This is a genomic window from Pseudomonas sp. NPDC088429 (assembly GCF_044753305.1).
Classification (GTDB): domain Bacteria; phylum Pseudomonadota; class Gammaproteobacteria; order Pseudomonadales; family Pseudomonadaceae; genus Aquipseudomonas; species Aquipseudomonas rustica.
The window spans coordinates 23,355-40,838 of record NZ_JBIVMX010000011.1; the positions used below are offsets into that span (position 1 = coordinate 23,355).

15 protein-coding genes are annotated in these 17,484 nt (G+C 60.3%); 4 read left to right on the plus strand and 11 right to left on the minus strand.

All coding sequences use genetic code 11. The annotated features are described in order from the left end of the window. Window positions 1-138: 138 nt before the first annotated feature. Together amn and ACIP66_RS08750 are read left to right on the plus strand one after the other, a co-directional pair. Window positions 139-1,638, plus strand: a complete 1,500-nt coding sequence (amn, locus tag ACIP66_RS08745; RefSeq protein ID WP_400647190.1) for an AMP nucleosidase — start codon at window positions 139-141, stop codon at window positions 1,636-1,638. A 73-nt stretch (window positions 1,639-1,711) separates the two neighbouring features. Further along, window positions 1,712-2,347, plus strand: coding sequence for a pseudouridine synthase (locus tag ACIP66_RS08750; RefSeq protein WP_053124132.1), 636 nt, complete (start codon window positions 1,712-1,714; stop codon window positions 2,345-2,347). Here ACIP66_RS08750 and ACIP66_RS08755 read toward each other — a convergent pair. Together ACIP66_RS08755 and ACIP66_RS08760 are read right to left on the minus strand one after the other, a co-directional pair. Further along, window positions 2,342-2,551 (minus strand): DUF2788 domain-containing protein, encoded by a 210-nt coding sequence (locus tag ACIP66_RS08755; RefSeq protein ID WP_003228500.1) that lies wholly within the window; start codon window positions 2,549-2,551, stop codon window positions 2,342-2,344. The genes ACIP66_RS08750 and ACIP66_RS08755 overlap by 6 nt on opposite strands. A 267-nt stretch (window positions 2,552-2,818) precedes the next feature. Then, window positions 2,819-3,298 (minus strand): Lrp/AsnC family transcriptional regulator, encoded by a 480-nt coding sequence (locus tag ACIP66_RS08760; protein WP_008081091.1) that lies wholly within the window; start codon window positions 3,296-3,298, stop codon window positions 2,819-2,821. A gap of 447 nt (window positions 3,299-3,745) precedes the next feature. Between ACIP66_RS08760 and ACIP66_RS08765 the strand changes: the two genes are divergently transcribed. Then, window positions 3,746-4,864, plus strand: coding sequence for a DUF6515 family protein (locus ACIP66_RS08765; protein WP_400647194.1), 1,119 nt, complete (start codon window positions 3,746-3,748; stop codon window positions 4,862-4,864). Here the strand turns inward: ACIP66_RS08765 and ACIP66_RS08770 are convergent. Further along, window positions 4,858-5,754, minus strand: a complete 897-nt coding sequence (locus ACIP66_RS08770; protein WP_400647197.1) for a cation diffusion facilitator family transporter — start codon at window positions 5,752-5,754, stop codon at window positions 4,858-4,860. The genes ACIP66_RS08765 and ACIP66_RS08770 overlap by 7 nt on opposite strands. 12 nt (window positions 5,755-5,766) lie before the next feature. Continuing rightward, window positions 5,767-6,186 (minus strand): hypothetical protein, encoded by a 420-nt coding sequence (locus ACIP66_RS08775; RefSeq protein WP_034153788.1) that lies wholly within the window; start codon window positions 6,184-6,186, stop codon window positions 5,767-5,769. 362 nt (window positions 6,187-6,548) lie between these two features. On the opposite strand from ACIP66_RS08775, the gene hrpB reads away from it, so the two are divergent. Then, window positions 6,549-9,068, plus strand: coding sequence for an ATP-dependent helicase HrpB (gene hrpB, locus ACIP66_RS08780; RefSeq protein WP_400647200.1), 2,520 nt, complete (start codon window positions 6,549-6,551; stop codon window positions 9,066-9,068). Window positions 9,069-9,093: 25 nt separating this feature from the next. Here hrpB and ACIP66_RS08785 read toward each other — a convergent pair whose 3' ends face one another. The 7 genes from ACIP66_RS08785 to ACIP66_RS08815 form a co-directional block, all read right to left on the minus strand. Further along, window positions 9,094-10,287 (minus strand): hypothetical protein, encoded by a 1,194-nt coding sequence (locus ACIP66_RS08785; protein WP_400647203.1) that lies wholly within the window; start codon window positions 10,285-10,287, stop codon window positions 9,094-9,096. A gap of 113 nt (window positions 10,288-10,400) precedes the next feature. Then, the gene (locus ACIP66_RS08790; protein WP_400647206.1) at window positions 10,401-11,687 is read right to left on the minus strand and encodes an aminotransferase class V-fold PLP-dependent enzyme; all 1,287 of its coding nucleotides are present in this window, start codon (window positions 11,685-11,687) and stop codon (window positions 10,401-10,403) included. An 80-nt stretch (window positions 11,688-11,767) separates the two neighbouring features. After that, complete coding sequence (locus tag ACIP66_RS08795; RefSeq protein ID WP_053124120.1) at window positions 11,768-12,664, minus strand: EamA family transporter; 897 nt, start codon at window positions 12,662-12,664, stop codon at window positions 11,768-11,770. Between the two features lie 31 nt (window positions 12,665-12,695). Then, the gene (locus tag ACIP66_RS08800) at window positions 12,696-13,925 is read right to left on the minus strand and encodes an acetyl-CoA carboxylase biotin carboxylase subunit family protein (RefSeq protein ID WP_400647208.1); all 1,230 of its coding nucleotides are present in this window, start codon (window positions 13,923-13,925) and stop codon (window positions 12,696-12,698) included. A 31-nt stretch (window positions 13,926-13,956) separates the two neighbouring features. Continuing rightward, window positions 13,957-15,288 (minus strand): acetyl-CoA carboxylase biotin carboxylase subunit family protein, encoded by a 1,332-nt coding sequence (locus ACIP66_RS08805; RefSeq protein WP_400647210.1) that lies wholly within the window; start codon window positions 15,286-15,288, stop codon window positions 13,957-13,959. 59 nt (window positions 15,289-15,347) lie between these two features. Further along, a complete protein-coding gene (locus tag ACIP66_RS08810; protein WP_053124113.1) occupies window positions 15,348-16,700 on the minus strand; it encodes an acetyl-CoA carboxylase biotin carboxylase subunit family protein in 1,353 nt (450 codons plus the stop codon). A gap of 15 nt (window positions 16,701-16,715) precedes the next feature. After that, complete coding sequence (locus tag ACIP66_RS08815; RefSeq protein WP_053124111.1) at window positions 16,716-17,468, minus strand: hypothetical protein; 753 nt, start codon at window positions 17,466-17,468, stop codon at window positions 16,716-16,718. Window positions 17,469-17,484: the final 16 nt, after the last annotated feature.

The following is a 17,484-nucleotide window of genomic DNA, read 5'->3' on the forward strand; positions in this document are numbered from 1 at the left end:
GGCTGCGATCTTTTGATCTTATAAACAGCAAGATCAAAAGATCGCAGCCTTCGGCAGCTCCTACAAGGATTGGGGTGGCCCATATATTGTGCGGTTGCCAACATGCCACTGTTCCCGTGACGCCACGATGCAGGCAAGATGAAGCTCTGCAAGTCAGAACACAGGAAGCTGATCGTGACCGAAGCGTTTATTGTTGTTCAAACCGCCGAACAAGCCGTGGATCGTCTCGCCGAGCTGCATGAGCGGGCCACCACTGCGCTGAACTCGGCGCTCAAGCGTTACCTGAAAGATCGCGTCGAACCCGACGCTGCGCAGCGTGCTCTGTTTCGTTATCCCGAACTGCGTCTGACCTACCATTGCCAGGGCGAAGTCCCGCAGACCACCCGCGCGTACGCCAAGGTGCAACTGCCGGGTACTTACAGCGTCACCGTCACCCACCCGGCGGCGTTTCGCAAATACCTGCTCGAACAACTGGTGCCGTTGATGCACGACTTCACGGTGACCGTGGAAGTCGGCGTCAGCCAGCAAAACATTCCGTATCCGTACGTGGTCGAGCAGGGCGATGAACTCGCCGGTTCCGGCGTTACCGCTGCCGTGCTGGCGCGGGTGTTCCCGAGTACCGACCTGTCCGCCGCCACCGATGGCATCGCCGACGGTCTCTACGATTGGGAAAACACCGATCCACTGCCGCTGGCGCTGTTCGATGCGGCGCGCGTGGATTTCTCCCTGCGTCGCCTGGTGCATTACACCGGCAGCGACTGGCGCCATGTGCAACCGTGGATTCTGCTGACCAACTACCACCGTTACGTCGATCAGTTCATCGTCCATGGTCTGGAGCAATTGCGCAGCGATCCGCGTTTCGTGCGCATAGTCTTGCCGGGCAACGTGATCATCGAAAAGAGCATGGATCACGGCGAAGCCTCGGCAATCGCGGCGGGTGTGGTTTGGCACCGTTATCAGATGCCGGCGTATCACCTGATCGCCAACGATGGCCACGGCGTGACGCTGGTGAACATTGGCGTCGGCCCGTCCAACGCCAAGAACATCACCGACCACTTGGCTGTGCTGCGTCCGCACTGCTGGCTGATGATCGGTCACTGCGGCGGGCTGCGTCAGTCGCAGACCATTGGCGACTACGTGCTGGCCCACGCTTATATGCGTCGCGATGGCATTCTCGACCGCGTCGTACCGCCGAATATTCCGATCCCGGCGCTGGCCGAAGTGCAAATGGCGCTGCAACAGGCAGCGGCGAATGTCACTGGCGAGAAGGGCGACGACCTGAAAAAACGCCTTCGTACCGGCACCGTGCTGACTTACGACGACCGTAACTGGGAATTGCGTTGGGCGCAGGAACGACCGTTGATCAACCTGTCCCGCGCCGTCGCGGTGGACATGGAAAGCGGCACGATTGCCGCGCAGGGCTACCGCTTGCGGGTGCCGTACGGCACGTTGTTGTGTGTTTCGGACAAACCGCTGCACAGTGAAATCAAACTGCCGGGTTCGGCCAACGCATTTTACGAGCGCGCGGTCAGCCAGCACTTGAAGATCGGCATCGAAGCGGTCGATCTGCTGCGCACCGAACTCAACTCGCTGCACTCGCGCAAACTGCGCAGCTTCGACGAACCGCCGTTCCGTTAACGGTTAGTCGTGGTCATTTGGCGGTCGGGGCACTAGCATTGTCAGCCCTGATCGCTAAATGTTTGCTCTCTCTATGTCTCGTCCCCCGCGTCCACCTTCCCGCCGCCCTGGCGCGAAGCCTCAGTCGTCTTCGCCGCGCCGTGTTGCCAAGGCGCCACCGGCCGAGCCGAAACTGATCCTGTTCAACAAGCCGTTCGATGTGCTGACGCAATTCAGCGACGGCGAAGGGCGGGCGACGCTCAAGGATTACATTGATGTGCCCGGCATCTACCCGGCCGGACGTCTGGATCGCGACAGCGAAGGTCTGTTGTTGCTGACCAATGATGGACAGTTGCAGGCGCGCATCGCTGATCCGAAGCACAAACTGGCGAAGACTTATTGGGTGCAGGTCGAAGGCGTGCCGAGCGCCGAGCAGTTGCAGCGTCTGCGTGACGGCGTTGAGTTGAACGACGGCATGACCTTGCCCGCTGAAGCGCGGCAGCTGGACGAGCCTGAGCTGTGGCCGCGCAACCCGCCGGTGCGTTTTCGCGCGTCCATACCGACGTCGTGGCTGGAGTTGGTGATTCGGGAAGGGCGCAATCGACAAGTGCGCCGCATGACCGCGGCGGTCGGGTTGCCGACGTTGCGGCTGGTGCGGGTGAAGATTGGTGACTGGACGATCGAAGGGCTCGATCAGGGCCAGTGGAAGGAAGTGCCGGCGCGCTTATAGAGCGCCGGATTCGATCAGGCCGATCACCACACTTTTGATGATGAATGCGGCCACGCCCAGGCCCAGCACGAAGAACAAAATGAACGAACCAAAGCGCCCGGCCTTGGACTTCTTCGCCAGATCCCAGACGATAAAACCCATGAAAATGATCAGGATGCTGACCAGACCGGTCATCATCCACTCTTCAAATACGGCTGGATCCATTGGGGTTCTCCGGCATGGGCGCGGCTAAAAGGGCGCGGCGAGTATACGCCAAGGGCGGATGGCGGGGCATTGACCTGCGTCGGTGTGCCGCAGTCATTGGTCTGCAACACCAATCCTGCCAGTGCTGCGCACTGGAACGGGGATAAATCCCCTCGCCGCAAAAGCGATCTGTAGGAGCTGCCGAAGGCTGCGATCTTTTGATCTGGATTTTAAAAGATCAAAAGATCGCAGCCTCGTTTCACTCGTCAGCTCCTACAGGGGGCGGTATCAATTGCGCAGGTGGGTCAACGGCAGTTCGGTGCTGTTGAGCACCTGATTCAGCACAAAACTCGAGCGCACGCTGGTCACGCCTTCAATGCGTGTGAGGTGCCCCAGCAACAACTTCTGATAGTGATCCATATCCGGCACCACCACTTTCAACTGGTAATCCGCATCCACACCGGTCACCAGGCTGCACTCCAACACCTGCGGCAATGTGCGAATCGCCGCTTCGAAATTCTCGAAGCGCTCCGGCGTATGCCGATCCATGCCGATCAGCACATAGGCAGTCAAACTCAGCCCAAGCATCTTGCGATCGAGCAAAGCGACCTGGCGCGAGATATAGCCGTCGTCTTCCAGTTGCTTGACCCGGCGCGAGCAAGGCGAGGGTGACAGACCGATGCGCTCGGCCAACTCCTGGTTGGAGATGCGGGCGTCGCGCTGCAATTCCGCCAAAATGCTCAGGTCGTAACGGTCGAGTTTGCTCATCAATCTGTCCTTGGTTGTAACTATTGCGGCGGATTATCTATCCAGGGTTAAAAATTGCGCAAGTGGTGTTTATTTCAGCAATCTTCGCAATCCTCTGTCGCAGCCTCAGGCCTATTCTTATTACCAGAATCACTGCTCGGTAACACAGTCCACGCGGCCCGCCCTATAAGGCCTGCCGCGGCCGCCACCCCCACCGGGGTTGTGCCGGCCCCCGAGCTGCACACTGTCCAGAAGACGGCGTGAGGTGAGCCGACGTCATAAGCGTCGAGCCAGGACGAAGTTCTCTAAAGGGAGGCCGACGGGTCTCCCTTTTTTCTTGCCTGCGATTTCATCTTGCGGCGCTCAATAAATAAGTTGCGCGACTGATAACCTGTTGCAGAACCGGATGTTCCCGACCCGGTCTTAGTTACAGGCCGCCCTTAATTACAGGCCTCAGTGAGGAAAAGCATGAAGTCGCGCATCTGGCGTCTGGCCGGTGTTGGTGTGTTGTGTGTGAGTGTCAGTGTGCAAGCGCTGGCCGATGATCCGGAAAGCCGCAGCCCGAATGGCGGGCAGCACGGGCAGGGGCATCAAGGCAATAACCAAGGGCATGGCGGCGAGAATCAGCCGCGTCCACAGAATAATCCACAGCAAAACCAGCCGCGTCCGCAAAACCAGCCGCCGCAGAATCAACCGCGCCCGCAGAACAACGAAGTCATTCGTGGCGACAACAGCCGCCAGTTCGAACACAACGGCCAGCCGCACAATAACAATGGTCAATGGCAAAACCATGACCAGAACCGGCCGGGCTACAACCCCAACCCGGTGCGCCAGCCACCACCGCCGCCGCAAATGCCGGCCAACAGTTTGCCGATCCAGTCGCGGCCCGACACCGTGCGCCAGACTCAGGAACCGCGTCAGGGTTACTACCGCGACGAGCGTCCGCAAAATGGTTACAACAATAACAACCAACATTGGCAGACCAACAACCGGCCCAATGACTACCGGCCCAACGACAATCGCTGGCCGGGACGTCCCGACGGACATGGCAACGGTTGGGGGCCGGGCCCGCAATATCGGCCGGGGCATGTGATCGACCGTTTCCCGGATCGTGACTATCGCGTGCCGTATCGCGGACAGGATTACTTCTATTCCGGTGGCTACTGGTATCGCCCGCAAGGCCCGCGCTACATCGTCGTGCAGCCGCCGCGCGGGATCCGCATTCAGTACTTGCCGGACTATTCGCGAGAAGTGTGGATCGGTGGTTCGCTGCTGTTTCTCGCCGCCGGTTCCTATTACGCCTATCAGGAAGCGACGCAGGATTACGTGGTGGTCGAGCCGCCGGTGCAGCAACAGCCGCAACCACAGCCGCAATCTCAGGGCTATGACGTCGAGGCCTATCCGGCCAACGGTCAGTCGCCGGAGCAAGTGCAGCAGGACGGTTATCAGTGCTATCAGTACGCGGTGCAGCAAAGCGGTTTCGACCCGCGCACCGCGACCTATCAACCGGCGCCCGAAGTGGTTCAGGCGTACCGTCAGGCTCAGGGCAATTGCCTGAGCAGTCGCGGTTATCAGGTCAGTTACTGAGCCCTAGCGGCCTGCACCACTTCTTGCGGATCGGCGTGCACCAGCACTTCGGCGCGCGGGTAGGCTTGGTGGATGGCATCGGCGGCTTGATCGCTGATGCCGTGCGCCACTGACAGGGTCAACTCTCCCGGCAATTCCAGGTGCAACTGCACGAACCAGTGGTTGCCGGAGATCCGCGTGCGCAAGTCATGCGCGCCCAACACGCCGGGCACGCTGCACGCGAGTTCGAGCATGTGCTGACTGACGTCCGTCGGCAGCTCTTCATCCATCAACACCGAAAAACTTTCCCGGGCGATCTGGATCGCGCTCCACAGAATGTACGCAGCAATCCCCAGACCGAACCACGCATCCAGTTGATCAAAACCAAACCCGGCCAAAATCAGCGCAATCAGAATGCTGCCGTTGAGCAACATGTCCGAGCGATAGTGCAGCGAATCCGCGCGCACGGCATTAGAGCCAGTCTGCTTGATCACCCGATGCTGCAACACCAGCAGCGCCGCCGTCAGCAGCAGCGAAAAAACAATCACGCCGATGCTCAGCCATGGCGCGCCAAGCGGCTGCGGATCGTGCAGTCGTTCGTACGCCTGAAACGCGATCAACACCGCACTGCCACCGATGAACAGCGCCTGCGCCATGCCCGCCAGCGACTCTGCCTTGCCGTGGCCATAACGGTGATCGTCATCCGCCGGACGCAACGCGTAATGCACCGCCAGCAGATTGAGCATCGAAGTGATGCCATCCAGCGCCGAGTCGGTGAGCCCGGCGAGCATGGCCACCGAACCGCTCAGCCACCAGGCGATGGCTTTGGCGATGATCAGCGTGCAGGCGACCGCCACCGAGGCGCGGGTCGCCAGCCTTAGCAGGCGAGCGTGTTCGGGGCTGGAGGTCATTGCGTTTCCTTATTAAGCGGCAGGTTGCAGGCCGAACATTGCCAGTTGCTGCGTGCTGCCCTTGTGTTGAATCAGGCGCGGGTCATCCAGAGGGAAGTCACGTCCCAACTCGCTTTCGAGAATAGCCTGCAACTTGTGATTATCGACCTGACCGTCCGGGCCGATGGCTTGTTTGAGTTTGGCCGGATCGATCTGCGCGGTGTGGCCCGGTTCGAAATAAATCGCGCCAGTGGCGAAGTCGACGGCAAACGCGATCAGGCCCGGGATGATGTAGAACAGCAGGCCCACGGCATCGAGCACGGCGATCGCCGGGTCGACTTTGCCGTCAATCTGACCGCGACGATCCGGATAGAAAATCGAACCGCACGCCGTGATTTGCGTGAGCAGGGTGGCGACCAGTACACCGCCGATCAGGCGAAAAGGTAAGCGCATGGGAAATCTCCTGATTGATCTAAGAACGAAGAGTCGTCGAGTGAAGTTAAGACCCTGACGAACGCCTTGCAGTTCGCCGTTATACTCGGCCTGGCAGGGCGTGCCCACAGTAAATTGCGGCCTCGTCTCACCCCTACCGAAATACGTTGAGGATTGAAGTTGTTTTCTCCAGATCGACACCGCGTGAAGGCTAATGAATCCTATCGGGGTTCGGCCCTCCGGGCTAAAGCTGTGAGCGCGCCATGCTGCGTTGCGGGACTTGGCAAGGAAACGACCCTTACCTGCGTCCCGCGCCTTGCCTTGCACGCTCACAGCTTTAACGCGACTCGCAATTTACTGTGGGCACGCCCTGGGGAGCCAGCATGAATTCTTTGCCGATCGATGAAGTTTTACCCGCCCTGCGTGAAGCCTTGGCGACTCGCCATGAAGCCGTGCTCGAAGCACCGCCCGGCGCCGGTAAAACCACCCGCGTGCCGTTGGCCTTGCTCAATGAAGAGTGGCTGGCCGGGCAGACCATTCTGATGCTCGAACCGCGCCGCCTCGCCGCGCGTGCCGCCGCAGAACGGCTGGCCAGCGAGTTGGGCGAGAAGGTCGGTGAAACCGTCGGTTATCGCATTCGCCTCGACAGCAAGGTCGGCCCCAACACACGCATCGAAGTGGTCACCGAAGGCATTCTCACCCGGCGTTTGCAGGATGATCCGGCGCTCGAAGGCGTCGGCCTGCTGATCTTCGACGAATTCCACGAACGCAGTCTTGATGCCGATCTGGCGCTGGCCCTGAGTCTGAACGGTCGCGAGCTGTTTCGAGCTGAACAGCCGCTGAAGATTCTGCTGATGTCGGCCACCCTCGAAGGCGAGCGCCTGGCCGGGTTGCTCGATGACGCGCCGATCCTGCGCAGCGAAGGCCGCATGTACCCGGTGACGATGCGCTGGGGCCGGCCGTTTCAGCCTGGCGAATACATCGATCAACGTGTCACGCAAACCGTACTCGAAGCGCTGCACGATGAAACCGGCAGCGTCTTGGTGTTTCTGCCGGGGCAGGCGGAAATCCGTCGCGTCCATCAACAATTGGTCGATGCGATCGGTGAGCGCAGCGATGTGTTGCTCTGCCCACTGCACGGCGAACTCGACCTCAATGCGCAACGCGCGGCGATCGATCCGGCGCCGCCCGGTTCGCGCAAAGTGGTGCTGGCGACCAACATTGCCGAAACCAGTTTGACCATCAACGGCGTGCGCGTGGTGATCGATGCCGGGTTGGCGCGGGTGCCGCGTTTCGATCCCGGCAGCGGCATGACCCGGCTCGATACCCAACGGATTTCCAAGGCCAGCGCCACGCAACGTGCCGGCCGGGCAGGGCGTCTGGAACCGGGCGTTTGTTATCGCTTGTGGTCGCAGGATCAGCACGAGCAATTGGCTGCGTATGGCAGTGCGGAAATTCTTTCGGCGGATCTCGCCAGTCTTGCTTTGCAACTCGGACGTTGGGGCGTGACGCCGGGGGAACTGGTTTGGCTCGACGTTCCGCCAGCAGCGGCATATGCGCAGGCGCAGGATTTACTGCAACGGCTCGGCGCGCTGGAGGGTGAGGCGCTGACGACCCACGGTCAGGCCATGGCTGAGTTGCCGGCGCATCCGCGCATTGGTCATTTGTTATTGCGCGGTCAGGCATTGGGTTTGGCCAACATGGCGTGTGACGTTGCCGCGTTGCTCGGCGAGCGCGATATCTTGCGCGGCGCCGGCGCGGATCTGCACAGTCGTCTGGTGCTGCTATCCGGCGAAGAACGCGCCGCCCGTGGTGCTCAGGGCGGTGTGCAGCGTGCCCGGCAATTGGCGCGGCAATATCGCGGTTATCTGCGCGGCAAAGCGAGCGAGCCGGTCAGCGATCCTGATCATCCGCGCTGGCTCGGTGCGTTGCTGGCGCTGGCCTATCCCGATCGCGTCGCGCAACAACGGCGTGCCGGTGGCGCCGAATATCGTCTGGCCAACGGTCGTGCGGCGCTGTTCGCCGAAGCCGACAGCCTGATGAAAGAGCCGTGGATCGTCATCGCCGACCTCGGCAGCCGGCAGGGCCAGCGTGAAGAACGTATTTATCTGGCGGCGGATTTTGATCCGGCGCTGTTCGATTCCGTGCTCGTTGAACAAGTGCGCAACGTCGATCAACTCGACTGGGACGAGCGCGAAGGTGTGCTGCGCGCCGAGCGTCAGCGCAAGGTCGGCGAGCTGATTCTCAGTCGCGAGCCGCTGACCGGTCTCGACGAAAATGCGCGCAGTCAGGCGCTGGTCAATCTGGTGCGACGCAAAGGTCTGGAGCTGCTGTCGTGGACTCCGGAACTGCGTCAGTGGCAGGCGCGGGTGGCGCTGTTGCGGCAACTTGATCTGACTAATCAAAACGACAGTCAGTGGCCAGACGTCAGCGATGCAACCTTGCTCAACACCCTCGAAGATTGGCTGATGCCTTATCTGGGCAAGGTCTCGCGGCTCAGCCATTTTGCCAATCTGGATCTGTCGAGCATCGTGCGTAATCTGCTGCCATGGCCGCTGCCGCAGAAGCTTGACGAGCTGGCGCCGCATCATCTGAGCGTGCCGTCGGGGTCGTCGATTCGGCTGGACTACAGCGAGTTTCCGCCGATTCTCGCGGTGCGTTTACAGGAACTGTTCGGGCTGGCGGATACGCCGCGGATTGCTGGCGGGCGCCAGGTGGTCAAGTTGCATCTGCTGTCGCCAGCACGACGTCCGGTGCAGGTGACGCAGGATCTCGCCAACTTCTGGCGCAGCACTTATGCCGAGGTGAAGAAGGATTTGAAGGGGCGGTATCCGAAGCATTACTGGCCGGATGATCCGTTGGTGGCGGAGGCTACTGCGCGGGCAAAACCCCGGGGCACCTGACCCGGGGCTGCGCGTTGCGCCAGTTTCAGACGCTGACAACCTCGCCGCGCGAATGGCCTTGGGCAAAGCGCGTCGCCGAGGTTTGCAATAACAGCCCGACGCTCAAGGTCACCAACAAGAACGGCAGCAGCCAGGCATTCTCGATCATTGCCAGTTGCAGGCTGAGGATCAGCAGCAGCACCGGCGTGGCCAATGCATTCGCCCGGCTGACATACAAACCGACGGCCGCTTCACTGTAGCGGCAGGCAATGGCCACGCGGATGTGCACCCGTGCGCCACCGAACGCCATACCGAGAATCAACAGGCTCAGCGCCTTGAGCAGTAGCGTGTCTGGCATCAGCAGCCACATCGAGGTGGAAATCACCGCCAGTGCGATCAGGCCGGACAAGTACGCCATCAGGTTGCGCCCGGTATTGGCGATGATCACCAACACACCGATCAGCGCCATCCCCATGCCGAATACCGCATCCAGCACGCCCAACTCAAACAGCGCCCAGCCATGGTTCGACACATACACCGGGAGCATGAAGTTGAATGCGCCGAGGATCGGCCAGATCAGGACCATCGGAATAAACAGCGTCAGCGGCAGTTTGGCCGGTGCGACGACTTGGTCTGTTTCGGTCACCACCGTCGGCAGGCTGGCGCGGGTGAAGCAAATCGCCGCGACCATGAAAAACCCGCCGCTAAGCACCAGCGAAAAGCCCATCCCGGGCAGGATCGGCATCAATCCCGCCGCCAGCAATGGACCGATCATCAGCGCCGCCTGACTGGTGGCAGTGGTTGCACCGCTGATGCGTCGCACTTTGGTTTCGTCCATGCCCCGTTGCAGTTGGGTGAACCACATGTCCAGGCTGGCCTCGAGCGACATGATCATCAGCCATACGAACAGATTGGTGATCAGCAAACCAACAGTGAAGTCACGCGACACACCGGAAACCAGCGCCAGGCCGGTCAGCCCGAATACAAACCAACTGCTCATCTGGCGGCCGTTCATACGGATCGCCAGACGTTTGATGATTGCCGGCGTGATAAATGCGGGGATGAACGAGCAGAAAATCGCTAGCGCCAGCGGCCAGTATCCGCCCTCGTTCTGGTTGAGGATCGTCCACGTCAACGAGACGAGCAACGCCCCGGAAAACAACCGATAAACCGTCGAGCAGAACAGGAACATTGCCAGCTCTTTGGCGGCACTATGAGTGACAGCGGGGTTTTTATTCATGTCATCGATCCTTGCCCTTGAAGACGCGGCGATTGTTCAATTAAACAACGGACACCCGCGACTGCACCGGCGGTGAGCCAGTGCAGGAAGCAGACGTTGATTCGGTCTGGGTGTCAGACCAGCGAGCGCATGACTTTGAGGGTCTTGTCGATGTCTTCGGGCGTGTTGATGATCCCGGCGGAGAAGCGCACCGTCGAATGGCGGTAGGGCGTGGCGCTGGCGATGATCTTCTGCTCTTTGAGCCGCGCGACGATCTCTTTGGGGTCGCGATTCTTCACATCACAGCAGACGAATCCGGCAGAGAACTGCTCGGCCTGTGGCGTATGCAAGTAAACAGCGGGCAGCTTGGCCAGGCCTTCCTTGAGCTGGCCATTGAGTTCAGACACGCGCTCGGCAATGCGCTTGCGGCCGATCTTTTGTATGAACTCGAAGGCGGCGATCATCGCCCACTGGTTTTCGAACGCGAGGAAGCCTCCGGGGCTGACCCAGGCCGCTTGCGTCTGGCCCTGTGGATCCCGTTGCTGGCGCCAGGCATTGGCCGGTTCGGCGGCCATGATCGTCGGAATGGTCGGTGTGATTTGTGCCCACTGACCTTCACGGGCCCAGACCAGCCCCGTGCCGTGTGGGCCCAAAATCCACTTGTGAGTGCCCGCGCTGAAAAAGTCGCAGCCCAGACTCGCCACTTGCGCCTCGGAACAGCCGAAGCCGTGCACGCCGTCGATCACATAGATGATTCGGTCGGCCTCGGCGCGATCACGATTGATGCTCGCCACCAGAGTACCGATCTCACGCACCGGCAAGCGCACGCCAGTGCCTGAATGTACCCAGGTCATGGCAAGAATACGGGTGGCAGGTTTGATGGCTTGTTCAATGCGCGTGACGATGGCATCCGTGCTGACATCCTCGGGACCTTCGTACAGATCGATCCGGCGAATACTGCCGCCCCATTTGACCACCGCCAGGCGCATCGCCTCGTCGTGGGTGTACCACTCGTGATGAGTGGTGAGAATTTCCTGGTGCGCAGCGAGTTTCAAACCGTTGTAGACCATCGCCAGACCCTGAGTGGTGCTGGTCGTCAGGGCGATGTCTTCGGGGCGTCCGCCGGTGTACTCGGCCGCGGCCGCACAGACCTTGCGCCAGACCATGTCCTCCGGTTTGGCAAACATGTTGTCTTCGAGGTAGGTGTACGGGTTTTCATCGAAGGCCTGGCGGTGGCGGGCCATCGCATCGCGCACCGGTTTCGGGTTGGAGGCGAGGAAGAAGTTGGAGAGGTGCACGAACTCCGGCGACAGGTTGAACTGCGCCCGCACTGAAGCCCAATCGTTGGGGTTCAGGGGTGTTACCGCGTCTTTGTGAACAGGCGAATTGCTCGCCTGTGCATTTGCCACACTTGCAATCATGCTGCCTCCAGCCAGGGTCGCGCCCACGGCGGCCCCCACGAATTCACGTCTTCCCAGACCCATACGGACTCCCTGTCGATTCATATTGAACTGCGCGCAGGACGCGCAAACATAGCATTGAAAATACGCTGGCCATAGAGACCGACCGCCAGGCCGAGCACGATCAGAATCACCGCGAGGACTTTGCTCGCCGGCACGCTTTCGTGAAAGATCAGCACCGAACCGAGCATGCCGAAGATGGGTACCAGCAACGACAACGGCGCGACGGTCGATACCGGATAAGTCTTGAGCAACGAGTTCCAGATCCAGTAGGCGAATAGCGTGTTGGGGTAAACCTGAAACAGGATCGACAGCACGGCGGTCGTATCAACCTGACTGACGAACGTGGTGTAGCCGGCGCTGCCGTTAACTGCGTAGTCGAGGGCAAACAACGGGATCGGCGCGAAGGCGCTAGACCAGACGAGGAAAGCAAAAACCTCCTTGGTGCTGGCCTTCTTGTTGATGATATTGGCGATGCTCCACGACACGGCACCCAGCAGCACCAGCAGCACGCCGGGCAGACTCACCGAGCCGTCGCTGATCAAGATGATGCACAGCAAACCGCCGAGCGCGATCAGCATGCCCAGCACCTGAAAACGCGTCAGCGCTTCCTTGAACACCCAACCACCGAGGAGGATGGTGAAGAAGGCGCTGAATTGCAGAACCAGCGATGCAATCCCCGCCGACAGCCCGGCCTTGATACCGAGGTTGACGATGCCCCACAGGCCGATGCCGAACACCAGTCCGTAACCGATGATGTAGCGCCACGGCACATTCGGTTTGCGGATGAAAAAGATCGCCGGTAACGCACAAAGGCTGAAGCGAATCCCCGCGAGGATGAACGGGTCTACGGTGGCCAGTCCCAGTTTGATCACCGAGAAATTAACCCCCCAGATTGCCGTGATCAGTACAGCCAATACGACGTGCAGTGGTTTCATAAAAGAATCGCCTTGATAAGGGTGGGCGGTGTCACGCGACGGATGTCAGGTGTTCGGCAAGGCTCACTCGGGCAAACAGCGTTTGCATCCAGGCGCGGGTCTGTTGCGGGTCGGCGGTCTTGACGATCCCGGCCAGCGGTGCCTCGAACGCCGAATAGGTCACGTGTTCCGGCAGCCGCGCGCCCGGCTGCAGTTCGTTCCACTGCACCACGACGGGACTGGCGCGCAGTTCTTCTGCGCCGTTGAGGCCTTGGTAGTTGCGCTCGGACAGCGTGTGTCCGGGGAACACAAACCAGCCAAAACCCAGGTCGGGTGTTTGAAGGTTCAGGTGTTCGAGATCGAGTGCGCCTTCAACATGGATACGCAACTCCAGCGACGGCAAATGAATGCCGGTGGCCAACTCGTAGGTCGCGACGACATCAGCGCCGCCGACCCGGTTGCCGACCTCGAGAAACACCGGCTCATCACCTTCCATGATGGCTTCAAGATGGAATGCACCGTTGCGAATCTGCACCGCTGCCAGCGCAGCACTGACCCACGCCTTCATGGTCGCCGTGGTTTCAAGATGCCAAGAGCCCAACGGCTGACCACGCTCCATGTAGTCCAGACAGGTGCCGACGTATTCACTGGAGAGCAGGGTGAGGATTTGTCCGTCCTGCACCAGACCGTCAAAATGCCGGATCGGGCCGCTGATGAATTCTTCGACCTGAAATTCTTCGATGCGCAACGACAGCTGGCTGACCTTGTGGCGAATTTCATCGAAGGCGCAGGCCGGTTGCTGGTGGATGCTGACATCAAGACTCGACGCGCCACTGTGCGGCTTGAGCACGGTCGCCCCGCGCCATGGCACGTGGCCCTGCAATGCCAGATAGCGTTCCAGCGACATGAAGCGTGGCACGCGCAATTTGCGCGCCTGCACGGCGGCCTTCATGTCGAGCTTGTTGCGTGCCAGATTGACCGCCGCCAGCGATGCGCCTTCGACATTCAATGCTTCGCGCAGGCGTGCAGCGTCGAGCAGTTCGTATTCGGACATCGAAATGATCCGCTCAAAACGTTGCGGATCATTCGCAAGCAATGCCATGGCTTCATCGTAAGCGCTGGCCAGCCCCGGCCGGACGATCCGGGTGCAGCGCAGTTGCGGTGGCAGCGTATCGATCGCCGACTGTTTGCCCAGATAGGTGACCTCGTGCAGGTCATGATCGATGCCACGGTGGTACTCGATGCGCGGGTAGGGCACTCGATGCAGAATCAGAATTTTCATGCGCGTACTCTCGAAACGTTATAGACGGAAGTCAGGACGCCACTTTGAACAGCAGCTCGACGCTCAGAACGCGATCAAGCACCTGCAGCCACTGCTCGCGCAGGACTCGCACCAGATCACGGATGTCCACAGACGGGTTGTGCAGCGCGACACAGGCATGGGCGACGAAGTCGCTGTTGTCACGCGGTGTCGCATGGATCAGCCGCGACTCGCCGGCCACCCACGCGCTCTCGAGCAGGGCAATGTCGGCGCGCGCCAGGTTCAGGGTCTCTGCCGCCAGCTCCAGCGTTTCAGCGATCAGGCCTGCCAGGTCACCGAGTTCAGCGACTTCGAGCGTGACGTCGCGCGGCACCCCGAACATCACCGTGGCGGCACTGCAGGTAGCGGCAGGCAGCTGGTCTGCAACTTGTCCGGCAAACACCGAATCGACCCAGGCCGCATACAGGTCAAGCCCGTACACGGCTTGCGCCAGCGTCCAGATTTTCATTCCACCGGGGCGTCGGTTCGGTTCAATCACCGCAGTGTTCTTGCCGTCGTCGCTGAGCTTGATCTCGTTATGAAACGGGCCGATACGCTGGCCGACCAAACGGTTGACCTGCTCGCCCGCGACGTGAATCGCCAGCCGTTCCTGCTCGCTCAGACGCGCTGGCAGAATCTGTGCGACTTCGACCGGATAGCGGCCGGTGGCGCTGACTTTCTCGGTGATGAACCACAGCTTGCCGAGGCCATCGTAAGAGTATTCGCGAGTGAACGAGATGAACGCTTCGGCCAACACACCGCCGTGCAGATAGGGTGCGACTTCGGCAAACGCCTGCTCGCAATCACCGCCCGGCGCGACCATCACGACCCCGCGATTGTTGCCTTCGCACGCAGGCTTGATGACGAAGCCACGCTCCTGGCGGCCGGCAAAATGGCGCACATCGTCGATGCAGCCGATCTGTGCGAAATCCGGCAGGTTCACACCCAACTGGTTCAGCGCCGGGCGCAGGCGATTTTCGGCGATGCGGTATGCCAGTTTGTCGAACGCGCCGAGTGCCAGGCGCGCACAGTCCACCGCCAGGCCGAGACGCTCGAGCAGCCCGGCACCACTGGCCACCGCGTTGTCGGAAAAGACGATGCCGGCGCTGACCCGCGCAGCGTCATCGCCCAATTGATTCAATACGAGGTTGACGAAATCGGCGGCCAGAGGATCGGCATCGATCACCCGGTCGCTGATGCCTTGATCATGAGCCTGTGGATTGGCCCTGACGAGCCAGGTCTGCGCGCCCCATTGTTGGCGCGCATGGTCACGCAGGTGGCGGACGTCGGAGATCCGGCTTAGGTTGTAGTCCACAATCAGCAATACAGGCGCTCGCAGCGACATGTTGTTCTTCCTCATCCATGGGGTGTGGCATCGACAGCGGTGATGTTCCAGGCGATTGCTCAGCGATGTTCCAGGGCGCTATCGGCCTCGTAGCGGATATCCAGCGCAGTGGCGGAAATGTGCGCCAGGCGTTGCAGTTCGGCGACGCGATCAGCGCGCTTGAACGTCCACAACAATTGCCCCAGAAACACTTCACGCGCATGGGCCGGAATCACATCGCCGGCTTTCAGCAGGATGTGCTGCACCACCGGATCCAGCGGTAACGCGTTGAGCGTCACTGAACTCAGGGTTCCCGGGTGAGCGAAGTACACCCGAAAGAAGGTCGCCAGGGTTTGCTCGCAGCTGCCATCGGCCTGCCATTCAAACGCCGCCAGATGTTGGAGCAGTGCCTCGCGTGGCTGACTCTCGTCCTGACTGGCCAGCAGCAGATCCAGCCACAGCGAAAGCATGCTGTGGCCGTTCGTCACCGCCGCGACACTGTGCGAGATCAGGCTGCCACCCACGCGTGGATTGATTTCGATCAGATCCCAGTGCTTGCCAGTGAAACGGGCTTCGATGTGATAGCAGCCCCATTTCAGTTGCATACAATCGAGTACCTGTTTCAGCCAATCCAGGCCGGCAGCGATCTGTGCCTGGTCAAGGCTGGCAGGGGGCGTGGTGCAGCTGTCTTCAAGTACCGTTTCGGCGGTCTCGGTTACTTCGTGTTTTTCATGGATGGCCACGACGTGCACCTGACCATCCACTAACAGAGTCTCGAAGCTGAACTCGTGGCCGGGAATGTAGTTCTCCGCCATGAATGTCAGTCCATCGTTGAATGCCGAGGCGTACACCGTGTCCTCGGCAGAGGCCAGACGCAGCGCCTCCAGTGCATCCCAAGTGGTGTCCTGGCGCAGCGCAAATGCTGCGTAGGAAGCAATACCGTAAATTGGTTTGATGAAATACCGCTGATCCTGTGCCTGCAAGGTTTCCAGCACCGCAGCCGTCAGCGCAAATGCGTTGGCTTGCGACAGACCCGCTTCAGCCAGTCGGTTACGCACGTTGAGCTTGTTGCGCAGAGCCAGCGCCTGCCCCGGATCAATGTCATAAGTACCGAGCGACGCATTGGCTGTGGCCATCAAGTGGCGATAGCCTTCCCATACGCTGATGCAGCAAGTCACCTGTTCGCCCGACTTGCGCAGGGCCTCCAGTGCGTTTTGCACATCCCCCGGCTTCAACTGATGGTTGTCAGTGGTGTATAGCCGGTCCGCCCAGGCGTGAATCTGTTCCAGGCGAGCCGGTACATGTTCCGGAAGCGGCAATGAAGACAGCACGAAACACCGGAGCTGGCGGCGTTGCAGCTCCTCCTTCAGATCTTCGAGAAAAGAAAAGCCGCAGTGGCTCAGGATCAAAACACCGGGTTGGTTCGAATTCATTGCCTGCTCCATGGCTTAAGCGGCCTTGTCTTGCGGCTTGGCCAGGGTGTTGATGTACAGCTCGCTGAAGTACATCGCGAGGATTTTCTGGTGCTCCTCGAGGTAGCGTTTCAGCGCGGCAATGTCTTGCTCGCCTTTGATCAGGAAGCGCAGGGCTGCCCAGACTTCACCCGGGTGGTCATCGTTGATGTCGGTATGCGAATGGGACACTTGGCCAACAATCTTGGTCTCGCCCACCGATGCCTTGAGTGCTTCGAGCTTGCGCGGCTCAAGCTTCACGTTGACGTATTCAACCAGGTAGGAATAGGCGATTACGCCGAGCGGGCCTTCATGGTCGAGCAGGTAGGAGAAGAAACCGGCCAGCAGCTTCGTCGACAGGTACGGTTCGGTGGCGAGGAACTCTTCGCGGCTGACACCGACACGCTTCAGGTCATCGATGAACAGTTCGTCATGGAGCATCTCTTCCTGTTCGTAGTGCGCCCAGATCTGCGCGGCGGCAGGGCTGACCTTGGCCACTTCGACCAGTGCCTTGGCTTCGGCAACGCGCAGCAGACGGATGCGCCATGCGGTTTCGATCAAGTGACGCTTGTAGTACTCGCTGTTAACGTCCTTGCCTTCCAGATGCGCGGCCTGGGGGACGGTGGCGTACCACTGCTCGACTTGCACGTCGATGATCTTGTCGATCTCGGCGCGCAGATTGACCGAGCCAGCAGCGTTGAGGAAAGGGGTGGTATCACCATAGCCAACATTCTTTACACGGTTAAGCATCATCAAGTCCTTTTTA